The 17,423-nt window shown below is 66.2% G+C and carries 17 protein-coding genes and 1 pseudogene; 8 read left to right on the forward strand and 10 right to left on the reverse strand.

Annotated features, from left to right (window positions below):
* Nucleotides 1-13: 13 nt before the first annotated feature.
* Nucleotides 14-664 carry an HAD family hydrolase gene (locus tag DKM19_RS15555; protein WP_110705742.1) on the forward strand — a complete coding sequence of 217 codons (651 nt, stop codon included), beginning with the start codon at nt 14-16 and terminating at the stop codon, nt 662-664.
* A 218-nt stretch (nt 665-882) separates the two neighbouring features.
* Here DKM19_RS15555 and DKM19_RS15560 read toward each other — a convergent pair whose 3' ends face one another.
* Complete coding sequence (locus DKM19_RS15560) at nt 883-1,515, reverse strand: SMI1/KNR4 family protein (RefSeq protein ID WP_110696304.1); 633 nt, start codon at nt 1,513-1,515, stop codon at nt 883-885.
* Nucleotides 1,516-1,641: 126 nt separating this feature from the next.
* Between DKM19_RS15560 and DKM19_RS15565 the strand changes: the two genes are divergently transcribed.
* The 3 genes from DKM19_RS15565 (at nt 1,642) to DKM19_RS51675 (ending at nt 3,427) form a co-directional block, all read left to right on the forward strand.
* A complete protein-coding gene (locus DKM19_RS15565; protein WP_110696305.1) occupies nt 1,642-2,028 on the forward strand; it encodes a hypothetical protein in 387 nt (128 codons plus the stop codon).
* Nucleotides 2,029-2,248: 220 nt separating this feature from the next.
* On the forward strand, nt 2,249-2,542 hold the full coding sequence (locus DKM19_RS15570) for a hypothetical protein (RefSeq protein ID WP_110696306.1): 294 nt from the start codon (nt 2,249-2,251) through the stop codon (nt 2,540-2,542).
* Between the two features lie 72 nt (nt 2,543-2,614).
* Nucleotides 2,615-3,427, forward strand: coding sequence for a barstar family protein (locus tag DKM19_RS51675; protein WP_239514271.1), 813 nt, complete (start codon nt 2,615-2,617; stop codon nt 3,425-3,427).
* A 162-nt stretch (nt 3,428-3,589) separates the two neighbouring features.
* Here the strand turns inward: DKM19_RS51675 and DKM19_RS15580 are convergent, their stop codons facing one another.
* The 7 genes from DKM19_RS15580 to DKM19_RS15605 form a co-directional block, all read right to left on the reverse strand.
* Nucleotides 3,590-4,744 carry an RtcB family protein gene (locus DKM19_RS15580; protein ID WP_110696307.1) on the reverse strand — a complete coding sequence of 385 codons (1,155 nt, stop codon included), beginning with the start codon at nt 4,742-4,744 and terminating at the stop codon, nt 3,590-3,592.
* Between the two features lie 349 nt (nt 4,745-5,093).
* On the reverse strand, nt 5,094-5,327 hold the full coding sequence (locus DKM19_RS49470) for a hypothetical protein (protein WP_162641522.1): 234 nt from the start codon (nt 5,325-5,327) through the stop codon (nt 5,094-5,096).
* Nucleotides 5,328-5,363: 36 nt separating this feature from the next.
* On the reverse strand, nt 5,364-5,642 hold the full coding sequence (locus tag DKM19_RS15585) for an SAM-dependent methyltransferase (protein ID WP_110696308.1): 279 nt from the start codon (nt 5,640-5,642) through the stop codon (nt 5,364-5,366).
* A 144-nt stretch (nt 5,643-5,786) separates the two neighbouring features.
* A complete protein-coding gene (locus tag DKM19_RS15590) occupies nt 5,787-7,001 on the reverse strand; it encodes a helix-turn-helix domain-containing protein (RefSeq protein ID WP_239514272.1) in 1,215 nt (404 codons plus the stop codon).
* Between the two features lie 4 nt (nt 7,002-7,005).
* Nucleotides 7,006-7,539, reverse strand: a complete 534-nt coding sequence (locus tag DKM19_RS15595; RefSeq protein WP_110696310.1) for a flavoprotein — start codon at nt 7,537-7,539, stop codon at nt 7,006-7,008.
* A 140-nt stretch (nt 7,540-7,679) separates the two neighbouring features.
* Nucleotides 7,680-9,104 (reverse strand): replication initiator, encoded by a 1,425-nt coding sequence (locus DKM19_RS15600; RefSeq protein WP_204358811.1) that lies wholly within the window; start codon nt 9,102-9,104, stop codon nt 7,680-7,682.
* A gap of 701 nt (nt 9,105-9,805) precedes the next feature.
* Nucleotides 9,806-11,302, reverse strand: a complete 1,497-nt coding sequence (locus DKM19_RS15605) for a recombinase family protein (protein ID WP_110696311.1) — start codon at nt 11,300-11,302, stop codon at nt 9,806-9,808.
* Between the two features lie 41 nt (nt 11,303-11,343).
* Here DKM19_RS15605 and DKM19_RS15610 point away from each other — a divergent pair.
* Nucleotides 11,344-11,733, forward strand: a pseudogene (locus DKM19_RS15610) (RtcB family protein); the annotation flags it as partial.
* Between the two features lie 534 nt (nt 11,734-12,267).
* On the opposite strand, the gene DKM19_RS15615 reads toward DKM19_RS15610, so the two are convergent.
* A complete protein-coding gene (locus tag DKM19_RS15615) occupies nt 12,268-13,122 on the reverse strand; it encodes a helix-turn-helix transcriptional regulator (RefSeq protein WP_110696312.1) in 855 nt (284 codons plus the stop codon).
* Nucleotides 13,123-13,491: 369 nt separating this feature from the next.
* Between DKM19_RS15615 and DKM19_RS15620 the strand changes: the two genes are divergently transcribed.
* Nucleotides 13,492-14,469 (forward strand): S41 family peptidase, encoded by a 978-nt coding sequence (locus DKM19_RS15620; RefSeq protein WP_110705744.1) that lies wholly within the window; start codon nt 13,492-13,494, stop codon nt 14,467-14,469.
* A gap of 95 nt (nt 14,470-14,564) precedes the next feature.
* On the opposite strand, the gene DKM19_RS15625 is transcribed toward DKM19_RS15620, so the two are convergent.
* A complete protein-coding gene (locus DKM19_RS15625) occupies nt 14,565-15,401 on the reverse strand; it encodes a class I SAM-dependent methyltransferase (protein ID WP_110696313.1) in 837 nt (278 codons plus the stop codon).
* Between the two features lie 94 nt (nt 15,402-15,495).
* On the opposite strand from DKM19_RS15625, the gene DKM19_RS15630 reads away from it, so the two are divergent.
* Both DKM19_RS15630 and moaA read left to right on the forward strand, forming a co-directional pair.
* Entirely contained in the window at nt 15,496-16,128 is a 633-nt protein-coding gene (locus DKM19_RS15630) for a TetR/AcrR family transcriptional regulator (RefSeq protein ID WP_110696314.1), read from the forward strand.
* Nucleotides 16,129-16,388: 260 nt separating this feature from the next.
* Complete coding sequence (gene moaA / locus DKM19_RS15635; RefSeq protein ID WP_110696315.1) at nt 16,389-17,378, forward strand: GTP 3',8-cyclase MoaA; 990 nt, start codon at nt 16,389-16,391, stop codon at nt 17,376-17,378.
* Nucleotides 17,379-17,423 lie beyond the last annotated feature (45 nt).

Below are 17,423 nucleotides of genomic sequence, written 5' to 3' on the forward strand. Positions count from 1 at the left end.
TAGGGTGGGCGCCGTGCAACGGCTCGCGCTCTTCGACCTGGACAACACCCTCATCAACCTGGACGAGGCGTTTCAGGTGTGGGTCGGGGAGTTCGCTGATGAGCATGGCTTGGGGCATGAGGCGGTTAACTGGCTAACCACTCTTGACCGTGCCGGCTACTCGCATCGTGAGGTCTTCTTCACCAAGGTGCGCGATCACTTCGCTTTGGCCGCGCCGGTCGACGAGCTGTGGAGTCGCTACCGACGGCGTATGCCGCACCTCGTTCACTGCCGACTCGAGGTGATGAACGGTCTGTCTCGGCTACGCGCGTCGGGCTGGCGGGTGGCGATCGTCACCAACGGGACGGCGGACAATCAGCTCGGCAAGATCCAGCGCACGGGACTGGCCGAGGCCGTAGACGCCTACGCGTTGTCCGGAGTCGAGGGCGTCCGCAAGCCCGACACCAGTCTGTTCGAGATCGCCGCCAAGCGCTGCGGTGCGACTCTCGTAGACGGAGGATGGATGATCGGCGATCATCTTGTTGCGGACATTGGCGGAGGACGCGCAGCCGGTCTGCGGACGATCTGGATCGACCGAGGCACCTGGCCGGGGCACGAACACGATGCGGATCATGTCGTCACTGACGTGCTTCAGGCAATGGAGATATTGCATGCCAAGCAGTGATCGAGCGGCCAGGCCGTAGCTCCGCGGTGTCGCTGTACAGCAGCTCATACAGCAACACCGCCTTACAGGATCACCCTCCACCGGCCCGTAACCACCACCATCTGAGCAGGGCGAGACGTCGCTGACGAGGCATCTGCCCTTGCCTACGGATCAGGTGGTATGGAGTGGACCAAGGCGCGGGAGTTCGCCTGCGCGAGGAAGAATGAACGCCTCTGCGATCAAGGCAAGTCAGGTTGTCGCGAGTGCCGATGTCGGCTGACGATCTGCCGTGTCCAGCGCATGTACCAATCCAGGAATGGCACCGGTTCGCTCCAACCCCCATGCAGACGGCCCGACGGTTCGACATCCCTCCAGGGGGCCGACGGCCACCAGTACATGTCCTTCACCCATCCCATCTCGGTGAGCCAGACGGTGCCGGCGTACTCACCGTTCATGGCGAGCATGCTGATCCATGAGCATCCATGGCTGCACAGGAACATGGTTCCGGGCGAGGGCTTGTCCATCCACAGGGTGGGGTCTGCTCCGTCGCCTGCGAGGCGTCGCAGTTGCCGCACATTATCCCGGGTCACCCCGAAGGGCTCCCACGGGTAGGCGGCGACCTCGGGTTCCTCCTGGAAGTACCCACGCTCCCGTTGGGTCTCTTCCACGATCCAATGCAGGTCGAGCAAGCGACCGGGAGAGACTCCCTGGCCGAATCGCAGCAGGAACGACCGGAACTCGTCAGGAAGCGGCGCGCCGATCGCTTCCTCAAGGGCCACAACCTCGGATTCCGGCAGAGGAACAGCCGTTGAGAGATCAGCAAGCTGGGAGAGTTCAGCAGCCATCTCATCCAGGCCGATGTCTGATCGCATGACTTCTCCCTGCTGAAGGTCTCAACGCGCACAGGCTAACGGCGTCGAAGAGCAGGTGGCTGCGCTCGGCTTTGGGCGGCGTGCCTCAGCATCCTGCCACAGGCAGAGTGGTGCGATACTCGCCGAATGCCGCTCTGCATTCCTCGCGAGGACGTCAGCTACCTCGGTGGCGTCGTACCGATGCTGGTTCTCGTCTCGACCGACCCGATCGAACGGCTTCCCGTTTTCCGGCTCGATGCGGGCAGGCCGTTGCCCTGTGAGGGCTGGCAGCTCCTCGCCGGTCTGACCGCCTCGGTGGTCGACGGTCCCGGTGAGTCCGGGATCTTCGTCGAAGGCATCATCCGTCCCGAGGAGGCCGAGGAGCGCTTCGCATGGTTGGAGGCCGTGGACCATGCCGGTGGTGCGGTCGTGCTAGTCATCGACTCGCGTAGTGCGGTGGATGACTGGGGTGTCATGGCCGAAGGCGGGAAGGCCCTGGGCGGCTTCGTGCCCGCGGTTCAGCGGGATGGGTGACCGCCGGGAGGCAGAACCAGCAGCCGTCTCGGGACAGTCGAGGTCTGGTCGATCGTGCTAACGCTGTTGCTAACAACGTCCCTGGACGTCGGTGTACGCCTGTGGAACCCGATCAAGCTGGAGAGGTCGTTGAGCAGGCGCTTCTGACGGCGGTGGACGACTGCGGACGATCTCGCACTGGCTACGGATCAGATGCTCAGGTGGGTGCGAAGATGCGGAGATGAGGTACTTCCGGCGGCGGTGGGACGAAACGCGCGGCGATGAATACGAGTGTTGGGGGACGTCGCTCTGGTACCTGGCTGTAGACGAGGCCGGCGATGTGTGTCGTCAGATCGAGGTCTACGCCAATGGCCATGTCATCGCCTACGACGAGAAGCACCACGAGGATCGGTTCGGTGGTTTAACCTACGCGACCCTGGACCTGAAAGAGTTCGCTCCGTTCGAGGTCAGTGCGCAGGAGTTCAACGAGGACCTGGGGAAGTTGTCGCCGATCAATCGCCTTGACTGGTGGTGACGGGCGGACGGTCGATCAGGGAATTTGGTGCTGCTGTTCCGGTAATCGCTTCGCCGGCCTGGAAGGTGAGATGTGAACGTCGTTGAGCCGACTCGATCCCCAAGGTACCGCCTAGTCGACCAGGACGACCTGATCATGTGCTCATGCCTGGATGCGAAGGGCCTCTTCATCGACATCCCGCAAGAAGCCGCGCCGCCATACGAGCTGATCGGCTGCACGCTGTCCCAGCAGCTTCTCGACTACCTCAATGGGTCTAACCGTTACCGGCGGAGAAATCCGCTCGATCTTGGCGATCTGCAGGTGGTTGACGCGATGGGGGAGTATCCCGGCGGGTTCTGGATTGGAGGTCAGATCATCGACTGGTGCGCTTCTGAGCGCGGGTCCTCGTTGATTGATCTCACCGTGGATGCGCCCATGGGCCGGCCGTCCTCGGTGTCCGAGCCGATCTGGGAGTGCTGGCGCGCGGGATGGCCGGAGTCGCCTGGCCTCTGGGCCGAGTATGACGCCGAAGGCAGGCGCGCGTGGATCGAGGTTGTCGCAGGCTGCACCTTCCACCGCTCCAGGCCGCCGGACGATCTGCCGGGAGCCACGTACGAGCTTGAGGGGGCACCCGTCATCGATGAGACGAGCTTCTACCTTGCGATAGGTGAGGCCATTAACGGGGCCGGCGGATACTTCGGCTGGAATCTCGGCGCCCTTGCCGACTGTACGAGCGGCGGCTTCGGAGCGACGACGCCCTTCACGCTGATTTGGTGCCACTCAGATGTCGCCCGCTCGCATCTGACCGAGCGATTCGAGGAAGAGAACGGACAGAAGTCGCCACCCTTCTTCGACCTCGTCGTGGAGCTCCTTGAGAGGCGCGGAGTCGAAGTGGTCCTTTGCTGAGCTGACATGCCTGCACGCGAGCTGTCCCGAGGCGGCGTCGGGGTCAGGTTGACGCGATTTCGCCGACGTCTTTGATTGGTTCTATCAGGAGGTCAGGGGAGGAGTTGGCAGACACAGAGCCCCGCCGCCTGTGGTTGGCGACGGGGCTCAGGAGGTGCAGGGTCAGCCCTTGTAGTTGAATACCTGGCGCAGTGTGTGCTGGATCGCGACCAGGTCCTTCTGATCCGCCATCACCTGGTCGATCGACTTGTACGCCTCCGGATGCTCATCGACCAGAGCCGCGGCACGGTTGGCGTTCCAGGTGCGACCGCGCATCGCCTCGGTTAGGGACGCGGCCGTCAGTTCCCGCTTCGCCCGGGTGCGCGACATCCTGCGGCCCGCTCCGTGGGAGCAGGAGTTGTACGACATCGGGTTACCGAGACCGCGCACGATGTACGAGCGCGTGCCCATCGAGCCCGGGATCACGCCCTCATCGCCCGTGTCAGCTTTGATGGCTCCCTTGCGGGTGATCCACAAGTCCTTGCCGTCGTGCGTTTCCTGCTGGGTGAAGTTGTGGTGGCAGTTGATAGTGCGGAGCCGCTGGCCCTTGCCGACGACTCGGAACAGGGCGTTGCTCAGTACCTTGTCCATCCGGGCACGCGAGGCCATGGCGTAGTGCTGCGACCACAGCATGTCCTCGATGTAGGCAGTGAACTCCGGGGTGTTCTGCACCAGGTAGGCCAGGTCCGGGTCCTCCAGGCCGATCGCCTGCTTCTTCATCATCTTCTTGGCGTCGACGATGTGCCTGGTCGCGAGCAGGTTACCGATGCCGCGCGAGCCCGAGTGCAGCACCGTCCAGACCCGGTCACGCTCATCCAGGCAGACCTCGACGAAGTGGTTGCCGGACCCGAGGGTGCCGAACTGCAGGGACACCTTCTTCTCCTGATGAGGGGTCAGGTCGGTGTGCGGGCGGCCGAGGTCGCTCAGCGCGCGGTCCATGGACGGGTCGTCGTGGCCCTTGCCGACGCCGGCGGGAATTCGCCTCTCCACCAGTGGCATCAGGGCGTCGAGGGTGTCTGGGAGGTCGGCAGCGGTGAGCGTCGTCTCGGTCGCGACCATGCCGCAGCCGATGTCGACGCCGACGGCGGCCGGAATGATCGCGCCTTCGGTGGGGATCACCGAGCCGACCGTCGCGCCGATGCCGATGTGAGCGTCGGGCATGAGAGCGACGTGTCCGGAGACGATAGGCAGGCGGGCGGCGCGCGCGGCCTGCATGATCGTACCCTCGTCGATCTCGCTGGCCCACGACACCAGGTTCGGTGCGGGCTGGTTCGGCATCATGATCTCCTTCGTTGCGAGATCCAGTTTGCCTAGGTTTGTCGCAAGATCCCACTGGTTTTCGGACGGGCGAAGCGCACCATGGTTGCTCACCATTCTTCTCCGGCCCCGCCGCGTCATTGTTCGTGGCCCTCGATCGGCGTCAACTCATCTGCGCGGGTTGTGTGGGGCAACGGTGTACGTCGTGGGTGGTGCACATGCGAAGCCGGAGTTGGCATCTCGGTCGGGCGACACAAGCGGTAGCTATCGGGGCCGGGGGAGGGACGGGCCAGGAGTCGTCTTAGGTGCTCCTGGCAGGCGTGGCGGCGCCGTCCCTCCAGATCCCACGCCGCCACGCCCGTCTCTGGGGTCAGGAGACCATTCGCAGCGGAGCACGCTGTCGGGACTGATCTTCCAACCGTGTCTCGATCTCCAGACCGGCTGCCAGATCTGCCAAGGTTGCCCCGCATCGGACCTCTGACAGACCGAGATCATGCATGTGGGCCGAGAAGGGGCCGCGCCGGATGGCGTACCAGCCCGCGCCGACGCCCGGACTGATCAGCCAGCGCCGTCCGTAGCGCTCACTCAACTGGTTGAGAGTCATCGGTTCCCTGGTCACGGCTTGCGGGCCACCCCGCACCTAAGGGCCCGTTCCCGGTCGCTGAAGTAGGAACTGGTCGATGCCCACCTCGCCGGCTAGATAGCGCACCGCCCGTCCGAGAAAGAGACGGTTCTCCTTCGCCATGGTGATCACGTGCGGGGCCTGCCGGATCACCTCGTCCGCGCACGCCCGGTCAGCGGCGTAGTTGTCCTTGCCGCCGAGGTAGTAGTCGTACATCCGGGCGACGTTGGGCGTGGTGGAGTCGATCCCGGGTGGCGCGTGATCAGATCTCGCGGCGTCCGCGCGTAGTGCTGACATGACCTGGTCTTCCCTCCTGGCAGCGGGGTGCGGCTGGTGGCGTCTGCGCGCCAGGAGGAACCGTAGGTTCGGGCCGATGGCCAGACCCGTACCGCGGTGAGGGCAAAGAACCCGCACTTTTGTGCGGGTCAGGAGTTTTGCGGGTCAGGCGATACCGGCCCGGGTGGCCAGGCCGCGAAGTTGCGGGGTGCTGGCTCGATGCTCGCGCTTGAGGAGTTGGGTCAGCAGGTCGCGGGTGCGCCCGCCGTAGCGGACGAGTTCGGGGGAGAGGCGCTCGGCCGCAAGGAGCGTGTTCACCGATGCGGCGTCCTTACGCTGGACGGCGTAAGCGCGCGCAAGATCCAGGTGAACCTGAGCGCGTCGCCCGACCAGACCGGGGGCCAGGTTGCCGACATCGAGCGTCTCGGCCTTGGCGATGGCCTGGCGTGCGTCTCCGGACTCCGTCGCTGCCGACACCTCGTGGATGGTGACGTTGGTCGACCCGAAGGCGGTCCAGAAGTCGTTGCGATCCTCACCGATGCGTTCGGCGGCTTGCCGGGCTTGCGCAAGGAAAGTCCGTACGGCTGCCTGGTCGTACTGCGCGGCGGCAGCGGTGACCGCCACCAGGTAGAGCGCGCCGAGCATCGACAGCGACCGGGGGCCGGCGTGGCGGGGAGAGCGGTGCAGGGCGTCGGCCGCGCGGAGTACGAGGTGGAGTGCCTTGCCCGGCTCACGCAGGCGCACGAAGACGTAGCTGAGCCGATAGGCGCTTACGGCGGCCAGCAACGGCCGTTCGGCCTCTTCGGCGGCAGCCAGCGACCGGTCGGCGGCCAGCCAGGCGAGGTCGGATTCCCCGACGCGGCGCAGCGTGGTCGTAGCGCAGTGGTAAGTCAGCGAGCGCAGCGTCTGGTAGGTCCGGCGCCGGTCGGCCGGAGCATGACGGCTGCCGAGTTCGGTTGCGATGATGAGTCCCGGCAGGCGCTTGCCTACCTCGTCGTACTGCGTCGACTGGTAGAGCCGATTCACCTGGCGGATCTCGTGACGCAGCCAGACGAAGCTCTCCGGTGAGCCTTCGGCCTGGCGGGGATCGATCAGGGAGGACAGGCCGTCGTAGCCCATCATGGCGTGACGGATCGCGGATGCTGCCTGGTAGTGCGTCATGGCATCTGTCCTCGTGGTGGTGAGGTCATCGGCGGCCAGGCCCAGGATCTCACCCATCGCTTTGATCACGCTGTGGCTGTCCACCGAGCGCTGCCCACGCTCGACCTGGCTCAGCCAGCTCTCTGACCGGCCGATCAGGCCGGCGAGGACGGACTGTGACAGGCCGCGACGGCGGCGTGCCCGAGCGATCCGCTGACCGATGTCCTGGAGGGCATCCACACCATCACTCCTGTGAGTGTCGTCCCCCGACAACGCTGCGCAGTTCCTGCATGACCTGTTCCCAGGATGGCATGCGCGCATGTGACGGCGCGGCAGGATCGAACAGCACCCGCACGCCCATCTCCCGCAGCACGTCCAGGCTCCGGCCGAAGGCCAGGTGCCGAGCTAACGCGTCCTTGAGTAGGGGCACGGCCAGGATCGGAACGCCGAACCCCATCGTCTCGCACAGTAGGCCGACCGCGAAGGTGTCCGCGATCCCGCCGGCCCACTTGTTGACGGTGTTGAACGTCGCCGGAGCCACCACCACCGCGTCGGCAGCAGGCAACCCCTTCGGCTCGTCCGGCATCCGGTAGGCACTGCGGACCCGGTCGCCGGTCAGCCGCTCCAACTCCTCGACATCGACGAACCGGGCACCCATCGGCGTGGTGACCACGTGCACCTGCCAGCCGTCGTCTTGGGCGAGCACCACCAGGCGGGCGAGATCGGCCGCGGCCGGAGCGGCACACGCGACTACGTACAGCACTCCGGGCCTCTCCATATGCGTGATCCTAATCAGGGCCGGACCATCCGGCATTACCGGAAGAGCAGTGATGGAACAGCCGCGGTACCGCCGGCCGAACTCGATTGGCACGCCTTTCGGGTGCCTGTTGACATTCCGCCAGCCGCATTACTCCTTCGTTAGCCGGGGTCCGGCTGCTCCCGTTCCCGGGTCATTCGGCGAGCGGTGGTGATGCGCTGCCGGGCGAGTTCGGCCCAGAAGGGTTCGCCGTGCCGGTGGCCGCTTCCGCCGTAGTGCCACTCCGAGACCGTGAGTGTCTTGCCTTCGGCAGGGTCCGGCAGGCCGAGGATCATCCGGGCCTGCTCGGCCCGGTAGTCGGCGCGGGTCCGGCGCAATGCGCCCAGAGTGGTGGAGTAGTGGCGGGACTTTGTGGAGAAGTGGCCCCGGTAGGCCAGCATGTGCGACCACTGCCGCAGTGGAATCTCCCGGTACTCAGGTAGGTCCGCCAGCGCGAAGCAGGTGTAGATCATGCGGCATGCGTGCTCGTTCACCTTCAGGAAGGCCACGTCACGCGGATGGCGGATCGGGCGGTCCACCGTTCCCGCCGACTCGGCTCCCTTCGTGGCGTATTTGGCCACGTACGCCGCCACACGCTGGTCGCTCATCTCGTCGAGGTCGGTTGAGACGTAGATCGGTCGAACGTCGAGCTGGTCGCCCCACCGCACCACGGCCGAGGGCGGTCCGTCCCCGGGGCCAAGGCGTTCTGGCATGGAAACGGAGACCTGGCGGGCCGCCTCACGGATCACGTCATCCAGTAGAGAGAGCGTGGCCCAGCCCGGTGGCTGGTCCGCCGGCCCCTCTGGACCGTCGAGGCGGATGACCGCATGGAAGTGGACCAGGCCGCGTGACTGGTACTCGGCGACCTTGGCGTACGACAGCCGGAGCGTCCGGCGCAGCTCCACCCGGCTGATCCCGAGCCGCCGGGCGAAGACGCCGGGAACGGTCTTGGTGAACTCCTGCCAGAGCCGGCCCGCGTGCGCGTTCCACAACACCGCCCCCTGGTAGTCGTAGCAACTCACGCAGAGCGGCTGCCCCACCTGGGGATCATCGCGGTCATGACGCAGTCCGCAGCCTGCGGGCTGCCCGTGCACGCACACCGGGCGATCGCGACGGGGACGGCACGGCAGCGTTTTCCCGCCCTTCTCCCGATGGGCGTGGACGGTGCCGAAGGACGGGGCGGTGAAGGTGGCGAACACGCGGGGATGACCGCTGACGTCCTCGGGGACGCCCTTGCCGCCGCGCAGGCCGGAGATGATCAGGTGATAGGTGTCGTCCTTGTAGGTGGCCGAGCACGCCGGGCAGCGGGACGCGCGCCGGTTGCCGCAGGCGGTCAACAGGAACCCGGTCGGCTCGTCGGCGGTCCGGTAGGCGTCCAGGACCTCACCCGTTCCAGCGTCCAGGGTGATCCGCTCACCGTGGAGCCGGACGGGCTGAGCACAGCCGCCCGTGGCGTACACCATGCGCTGCCACCGGTCGAAGTCCGGCATGGCCGCACGCTGCATCGCGGCCAGGATGTCAGGAGAGAAGGAGGGAGCCTCACTCATGCGGCGTTCCTCCCGCTCTCGGTGGCGGGTGGGGGATCGGTCGTCTCGTGCTCGTCAGCGACACGGACGCCGAGCAGGGTGGCGATGCGCTGCCACTTCTCGTCAGACCACGGCGGAGATTGTGCGGCTTGTTGTCTGCCCCACTCCCGGGCGGACAAGGGGGTTGGTCGGTTCAGGCGGACTCCTTCCCTCGTGGGTGGAGCCACCGCCACACTGACGGACGCGACGCTGTGCACCCGCCTCAGGGCAGCCTGAAGACAGCCGTTGGCGTGTGGTGCGCATCAGCGAGGAAGATCGATTGGAGTGCGGCGAGAGAAGTGAATGGCGCGCTCTATGTGGATACCTGCCGCCGGGCCGGCTGCTACCGACGATCGTCGGTGATCATGAAATGTATTCGTCCCGGATGCTTGTATGCGCCTGAGGTGATTCGCCGAGATGCTCGCTGGGTCGTGCCGTGAGAGGGTCGGTGGCTTCTTGCGTAGATCGGTTCTACCACCGGACGGGCGCGTTGAACCAGCTCGATGTTCCCTTGCCGTTGGTGCTCAACGTTGTGTGAAGCCGTCCGTTGTCGTCCGTCTGTGTCTGTCGGCGTCCGTAGACGTCCCTCTGTTCCCCGTGATTCGGGGTGAAAAGTAAGAGAGTTATCGCCCATGGGTAAGGGATGGCGGCCCCCTCGAAGCCGCAAGACGTCCTGGACGTCCTCAAGCCCGCCAGATCGGTTCGAGCTTGCTGTGGTCGAAGGTGCTCCGGCTGCCGTTGCCCTGGCCCACCGGGTGAACGATGATCGCGTGGAACGCCTCGCGGACGTAGGCCCGCTTCTGTGACATGTCCAGGCGGTCGTCGTCGGTCTCGGAGAACCACCGCCGCCGGACGTCGGTGATGTCGGCCTGTGACCGCTGCACCGCGACCGAGTGACGCTCTCGCTCGGTGGTCAGCCGGGCGATCTCCGCCTCTAGCCGTTCGGCCTCCGCGAAGAAGAGCGGGTTGCTGATCTTCTTCATGTGCCAGTGCTGGCGGAGCTCCCCGAGCTGCTCTTCGGCTTCTTTCAGGTCACTCGCCCCGGCCCACGGCCCGACCTCGGGAGCCGTGACGGTCCGCTCTTCGAGCTTGGCCAGCACCGCTTCGGTGATGTACTCGTCCACTTTGTCCCCGCGCCGTGCCAGCCTGCCGCAGCCGCCGTAACTCTTGGAACGGCACTGGTAGACGTGGTGATCGAAGTCGGGATGCTGCGCGACCCTGAGCTTGGCCATGCACAGCGTGCCGTCCTCACGCGGTCGTCCACACCGCAGGATGCTCGTCAGGAGGTATCGGTGCTCCCGGAAGTCGTGGGGGAGGTCGCCCACCACACCGTGCTCGCCGACCTGCTTGCCCCGCCGCGCGTCGAAGATCGCTTGCACGGCCTCCCACTCCTGTGAAGTGATGACCGCCTCCCACTGGCCCACCACCGCGGCCCCGTTGGCGTCCTTGAGGATCTCGCCCTTGATCCGTCGCCACCCGCACAGGCGGGGGTTGCGGAGGAGTTGCTTGAGAGTCTGCGGGGTCCAGGCGTTCCCGCGCGTGGTCACGAACCCCTGGCGCTGCCAGTCCATGACGATCGAGTTGAGCGAGCGTCCGGCGATGAGCTGCCTCACCGCCTGCCTGATCGCGTCGGACTGCGCGGGATCGAGGGTGCGCTTGTCGTCCTTCCAGCCGAAGGGGCGGTAGCCGTTCGGGATCGTGCCCTCCTCCGCGCGCTTACGGTGCCACTGCGTCACGCGCCGCCGCATCTTCTTGACCTCCATGTGGGAGATCACCGCGCCCATCAGGCCCATGGACTCTACGTTCTCGCTGTAGAGATCCTTGGTGTCCCGAGCGTCGGCGAACACCCGCCCGTCGACCACGGTGATGGCGTCGATGAACCGCTCATAGTCGCCGGCCCGCCTCACGAGACGATCCTCGGCGACGACCACGCAGCCCCGCACGGGTGTGCCGTCCGGCAGCTTCCCGGCTCGCAGGACGCGGAGCATCTGCTCGAACTCATCGCGCACCACGCCGTCCTTGGCGGCCGACTTGTCGTTGTCCGTGAACGACCGCACGATCTGCCAGCCGAGCCGCTCGGCGGTTCTCCGGTTCACCTTGCGCTGATCGGCGACGGTGTGTTCATCCTTGGCCTTGTCCGCACTTGCTCGTTCGTAGCTGACCACCGGGACGAGATCCATGCGTGCCTCCCCAGAAGCTCATGCCTGGAGCAATGTTGTATCACCACAACTACGTGGCCGAGGAGCGGTACGACGACGTGGATGTGCTGGTTACCCGCAAGGGCGCGATCCGCGCGGGATCGGGGGAACTGGGCATCATCCCCGGCTCGATGGCGACCGGCACCTACATCGTGAAGGGCTTGGGGAACGCCGAGGCGTTCAACTCGGCCTCACACGGTGCCGGTCGCCGGATGAGCCGGACCAAGGCGAAGAAGACCTTCACGCTGGACGACTTCAAGGCCCAGACCGACGGGGTGGAGTGCCGCAAGGACTCCGGGGTGATCGACGAGATCCCGGGCGCCTACAAGGACATCCAGTCGGTCATGGCCGCGCAGACCGATCTGGTCAAGGTCGTCGCTCACCTCCGGCAGCTCATCTGCATCAAGGGCTGAACTGTGTAATAGCCTGCACCGCAGCGGTGGAATCTCCGCCGACCTGCGGTGCAGGCTCTCGGCTTTTCTTGTTGCTTCGCAGCATGGTCGCAATGTCATGTGCCCTGGATGTGCCTTGATCTTGCGCGGTGGGCAATCGACGTGGGTGACCCTTTCGACTCACTGGGCTCCGAGTCATGAGCGGACCTGCGTTGGTGATCGAGCCGGCGGAGGCGGTTTCGCGCCCCGTGATTCAGCGGCTTCGCGAGTGCCTGGCGCGCTTGTCGGCACGATGCGAGGAGAGGCGTTCTGAGAGTACGACCTTCACATTCGCACGGAGAGTCCGGGCGACTCTGACCCCGGTGATGCCGACGGATGCCGGCCCGTTCTAGTCCTCCCTCATGGGACCGGGTGGGACCGGGCATCGGCGAAGAGGTGCTCTTTGACGTCGAGCACGCCGACGAAGCGGAAGGCGCCGCGCGCTGTGCTGAGGGCCATATGTTCCACGATCAAGATGATTTATGACCACGAGGTCACGGAGTTCACCACTGTTAATCATGGGAAGGACGGTCTCTTCTGTCCTATTTGGCCCAGCCGTTCCAGGGCGGAGGCGGACGGGGATCCCTGTGCGGCGGTGCAGACGAACAGGAACTGCTCGAGGTCTCCGGGGAGACGCAGAAGTTGGTAGTTGGTAGAGAAGTCTCCGACCATCGGATGGTGAAAGGCAATCGTTCCCGAGGCGCGCTCGTATACATGGTGAGCGGCCCATATTCTCCTGAAGTCCCCGTTTTCCAGTAACTCCCCGATCAGCTCGTTGATCCTCGGCTCGTGGGGGTGACGCCCGAGGGCGAAATGGAGCATGGCGGTGACGTCGGTCGCCACGTGCTCCCAGTCGAGATACAGCGTGCGTGAGTTCGGGTCCAGGAAGAAGAATTTCGGGAGGCTGTTGTCTCGCGCCGGTCTGTCGTCCTGCCACATATGCAGGGCCCTGAACGGCCGGTTGGCGGCCAGGATGTCCAGGCAACGGCTGAATGCGCACGCCGGGATGTCGGCGTGCTCCAGTGCGTCGAGCAGTTCGTAGGTCACGGGTGGTATCCGTTGCCAGGCGCCTGCGTGACGACGGACGGGATCGGTGATGGGGCCGGCCAGCGTAAACAGGTGATCACGCTCGCTCTGGTTGAGCCGAAGCGCGCGGGCGATCGAGTCGAGGACCACCGGAGAGGCGCTCTTGCTGCGGTCCTGTTCCAGCCGGGTGTAGTAGTCGGCGCTGACGCCGGCGAGTCGTGCGAGCTCCTCGCGACGCAGCCCTGGAACACGTCTGCGCCCTACGCACTCCATCCCGACGTCTTCAGGATTGATGCGGGCCCGGCGGGAGCGGAGGAAGCCCCCTAATCCCAAGAGGCGGTCCATTCGTCCAGAATATTCCCTTATGGGGCATTTGGGGTGAGCGGCTGGTTTGGCGGGGCTGTCGGCGGGCGGGTTCGCTTCGGGTGATGCGACGGGTCATGCCTTCGGCGGGTGGCTTCCACCAGCCAGACGGCGCCGGGGAAGCGAACCCCCTCCGAATGCGGCCATGATGACGAACTCGTCCCGCCACGCTCCGAGTGGTCCGCGGATCCGTCGTGGGCGATGCCGGGACCTGGTCGTCGCTGGGGGAGCCGGCGGACCGCGAAGGCCGCCGACCGGCCTGTACCTCGGCGAGTTCCGTTGTTGGTTCCGGCGATTTGATACCCCTGCGAGATTGTTTGCTCAACGGTCTTGGACTTAGCATCCATGCTCATGGATTGGTCTGCCGAGATTGAAACGCTTTCCGCGCATTTGGTAGAGCATTACGTTTTTCCTGAGGTCGCCGCCGAGGTGGTGAAGGTGTTGCAGGGGCGGCTGGCTGAGGGGGCGTACGCCGATATTTCGGGAGATGAGGCTTTTGCTGCCGCGGTGACGGATGACCTGCAGTCCGTCAATGGCGACAAGCATCTGCGACTGCTCCACAGCGCGACCGAGGTTCCCGTCGCGGATCCGTTCGACGCGGAGCTGTACCGGGCCGAGGTGTCGCTGTCCGGGTACGGCTTCACGAAGGTGGAGCGGCTTGCCGGAAATGTCGGATATATCGATACGACGATGTTCCACTGGGCCGCGCTGGCCGGAGACCGGGCGGCGGCGGCGATGACGCTGGTGGCCGACACGGACGCGCTCGTGTTCGACGTGCGCCGCAACCGTGGTGGCTCGCCCGGCATGGTGGCGTTCATCTGCAGCTACTTCTTCGACTTCGACTACCCCACGCACCTCAACTCCATCTACCACCGCGCCACCGACGCCCTCGACCAGTCCTGGACCCTGCCGTACGTGCCCGGTCCCCGATTCGGACCCGACAAGCCGATCTGGGTGCTGACCAGCTCCATGACGTTCTCCGGGGCGGAGGAGCTGGCCTATGACCTGCAGACCCGCGAGCGCGCCACCATCGTGGGCGAGCGCACGCGAGGCGGGGCCAATCCGGGCACCCGCTACCGCGTCGGGCCGCACCTGAAGTCGTCCGTCCCCTCCGGGCAGGCCGTGAATCCGGTGACGGGAGATAACTGGGAGGGGACAGGGGTCACGCCGGACGTCGCGGTGGAGGCCGAGGAGGCGTTCGAGCGAGCGTACGCGCTGGCCCTACGGCACGTGCTGTCCCTCGGGGAAGAGGGGGCGCGCCACCAGGTCGCCACGGAGGCCCGCGAGGCTTTGGCGGGCCTCCGTGGCGACCTGGTGGAGGGCGTCTGACGGTTCGGCATGACAGAGCCGGAGCATCAGGCGGCCGATGGCGGCGCCGGTGAGGTGGCGGCGTACGAGATTTCCGGCGGAGCCGCGCCCAAGGCTCAGGGGCGGGTGGCTTCCACCAGCCAGACGGCGCCGGGGATGCGAACCCCCTCCGAGGTCTCGTACGCCCTGAGGCCCGCCCGAAGCTCCTCCCGTGTCCGTTCGACGACGGCCTGGTCGACCCCTTCCAGATTGAAGCGGACCGGCCCTTGGCCGAGGATGAACTCCGCCGCGTCGGCGGCGTCGCGGCCGTAGTCCATCGGCGCTCTGACCGGGGTGACGCTCACGCCGGCGAACCCGGCCTCACCGAGCACCTCGTGGATGCGGGCCGAGTCGACCAGGGATCCCATTCCCCGCGCGGCGGGGGAGGGCCCGCGCATCAGCGGCTTCAGGGCCGCGGTGGCACGGGCGTAGTCACTGTCGGGGGTGCCGCCCTGCGGGCTCATGAACACGAGCCGCCCACCAGGCCGCAGCGCTCGTCGGATATTGGCGAACCCGGCCACCGGGTCGCCGAAGAACATCACCCCGCCACGGCTGATCGCGACGTCGAAGCCGCCGCGGGGAAAGGGATGGACCTGGGCGTCCCCCTGCTCGAACCTGACGTTGGCGATGCCCTGCTCGGCTGCGTCGGCGCGGGCGCGTTCCAGCATCGGCGCCGAGATGTCGACGCCGAAAACGTCTCCTCGGGACGCTCGGCGTGCGGCCATCAGGGTGGGTTGTCCCGTGCCGCAGCCGATGTCGAGGACGTGGTCATCCTCGTGGATCGCGGCGACTCGGAACAGGTCGTCGTCGAAGGCGGCGACTATCGCGTTGTAACGGGCGGCGTTGTTCGCCCAGTTGACGCCCTCCCAGCCGTTCCATGCTTCCGCGTGGTGGGTGTTGGCGATGGCCTGCATGGGTTGTCCTCCTGCCTTTTGCGTGGCGACGCTCAGGCGGCCACCACTACTAGAGTTGAACTCTAGACCTGATATCTAGATATAAGCTCTAGCCATGAGTCAGGTCAACAGCGAGAACAAGCGGACTCGAAAGCCCAAGGAGACGCGCAGGCGCATGCTGGAGGCCGCGCGTGAGCTGTTCGTCCAGCGTGGGTACGGCGCGACAGCGCTTCAGGAGATCGCCGACCGGGCGGGCGTCGCCGTACAGACGATCTACTTCACGTTCGGCAACAAGCGCGTGCTGCTCAAAGAGCTGGCCGACGTGTCGATCGCGGGCGACGACGAGCCGATCGCGACGATGGATCGGCCGTGGTTCCAGGAGGCCCTCGCCGCCGAGACCGCCGACGCCCAGTTGCGGCTCCATGTCCACGGCACGACCAGGATTCTGGAGAGAGTGGCTCCGATCATCGAGATGCTGCGTGCCGCCGCCTTGGCCGACCCGGGAGTCGCCGAGCTCTTCGACCAGGACGCCGACCCGAGGTTCCCCGTCCACACGACTGCTGCCCGGTCCCTGGCGACCAAGCCGGGGACCCGTCCTGGAGTGACGGCCGAGCATGCCGCCGACCTGCTGTTCGGCCTGCTCAGCCCCGAGCTCTATCTGCTGTTCGTCCGCGACCGCGGCTGGTCGCCCGGCCAGTGGGAGAGCTGGGCCTACGACACCCTGAGCTCCCAGCTCTGCTCAAGATGAGGCGGTCCTCGGCTTCGTCATCTCCGGTGACCTTCAACCTCGTCCACGTCACCATGAGGGTGTTCTCGGCAAGGGGTTGCTTCGGATCGGGGCTGTCGGGTGGCTCGTCCGCATCGAGGGCTGATCGATCGTCACTTTAAGGAATCAACCATCCGCAAATGATGTTGTTTACAGATGGTGCCTGTGTTTTGGGCCGGGCAGGGGGCTGGCCTTAGGCTGGCCCCCTGTTCGAATCGGCGACTGAATGGGAGGTGACGCCCATGTTGCAGGATTCGTTCGGCCGTGTGGCGACTGATCTGCGGGTGTCCCTCACGGACCGCTGTAACCTGCGCTGTTCCTACTGCATGCCGCCCGAGGGTCTCGAATGGCTGCCCAAGCCCGAGTTGCTCACCGCCGACGAGATCGTCCGGCTGGTGACCATCGGGGTTGAACGGCTGGGCATCACCGAGGTCCGCTACACCGGCGGCGAGCCCCTGCTCCGCCGCGAGCTGGTCGACATCGTGACCCGCACCGCCGCGCTCCGTCCCGCCCCTCAGGTCTCACTGACCACCAACGGCATCGGGCTGAGCCGTACGGCCGCCTCGCTCGCCGAGGCGGGCCTGCACCGGGTGAACGTCTCGCTCGACACCCTCGACCGCGAGACGTTCAAGACGCTCGCCCACCGCGACCGGCTGGCCGACGTGCTGGAGGGTCTGGCGGCGGCCGACGCGGCCGGATTGCGCCCCGTCAAGATCAACGCGGTGCTGATGCGCGGGATCAACGACCACGAGGCCGTGCCGCTGCTCCACTACTGCCTGGAGCGCGGATACGAACTCCGGTTCATCGAGCAGATGCCGCTGGACGCCCAGCACGGCTGGCGCAGGGAAAACATGATCACGGCCGATGAGATCCTCGCCAGGTTGAAGGAGGACTTCGACCTCACCGACGACGATCCGGTGGAGCGCGGCAGCGCCCCGGCCGAGCTGTTCCTCGTCGGGGGAGGGCCGTCCAGGGTCGGGGTGATCGGCTCGGTCACCCGTCCGTTCTGCGGAGCCTGCGACCGGGTGCGGCTCACCGCCGACGGGCAGATCCGCAACTGCCTGTTCGCCACCGACGAGTCCGACCTGCGGGCCGCGATGCGTTCGGGTGCCGATGACGACCAGCTCGCCGAGCGCTGGCTGGCCGCGGTCCGGATCAAGAAAGCCGGGCACGGCATCGACGACCCGTCCTTCCTGCAGCCGTCCCGTCCCATGTCGGCCATCGGCGGATGAGCGCCCGCCGCGATGCCCGCGTCCTGGTGGGCGGCCGCGTGAAGC

The organism is Streptosporangium sp. 'caverna', from assembly GCF_003203775.1.
Taxonomy (GTDB): domain Bacteria; phylum Actinomycetota; class Actinomycetes; order Streptosporangiales; family Streptosporangiaceae; genus Streptosporangium; species Streptosporangium subroseum.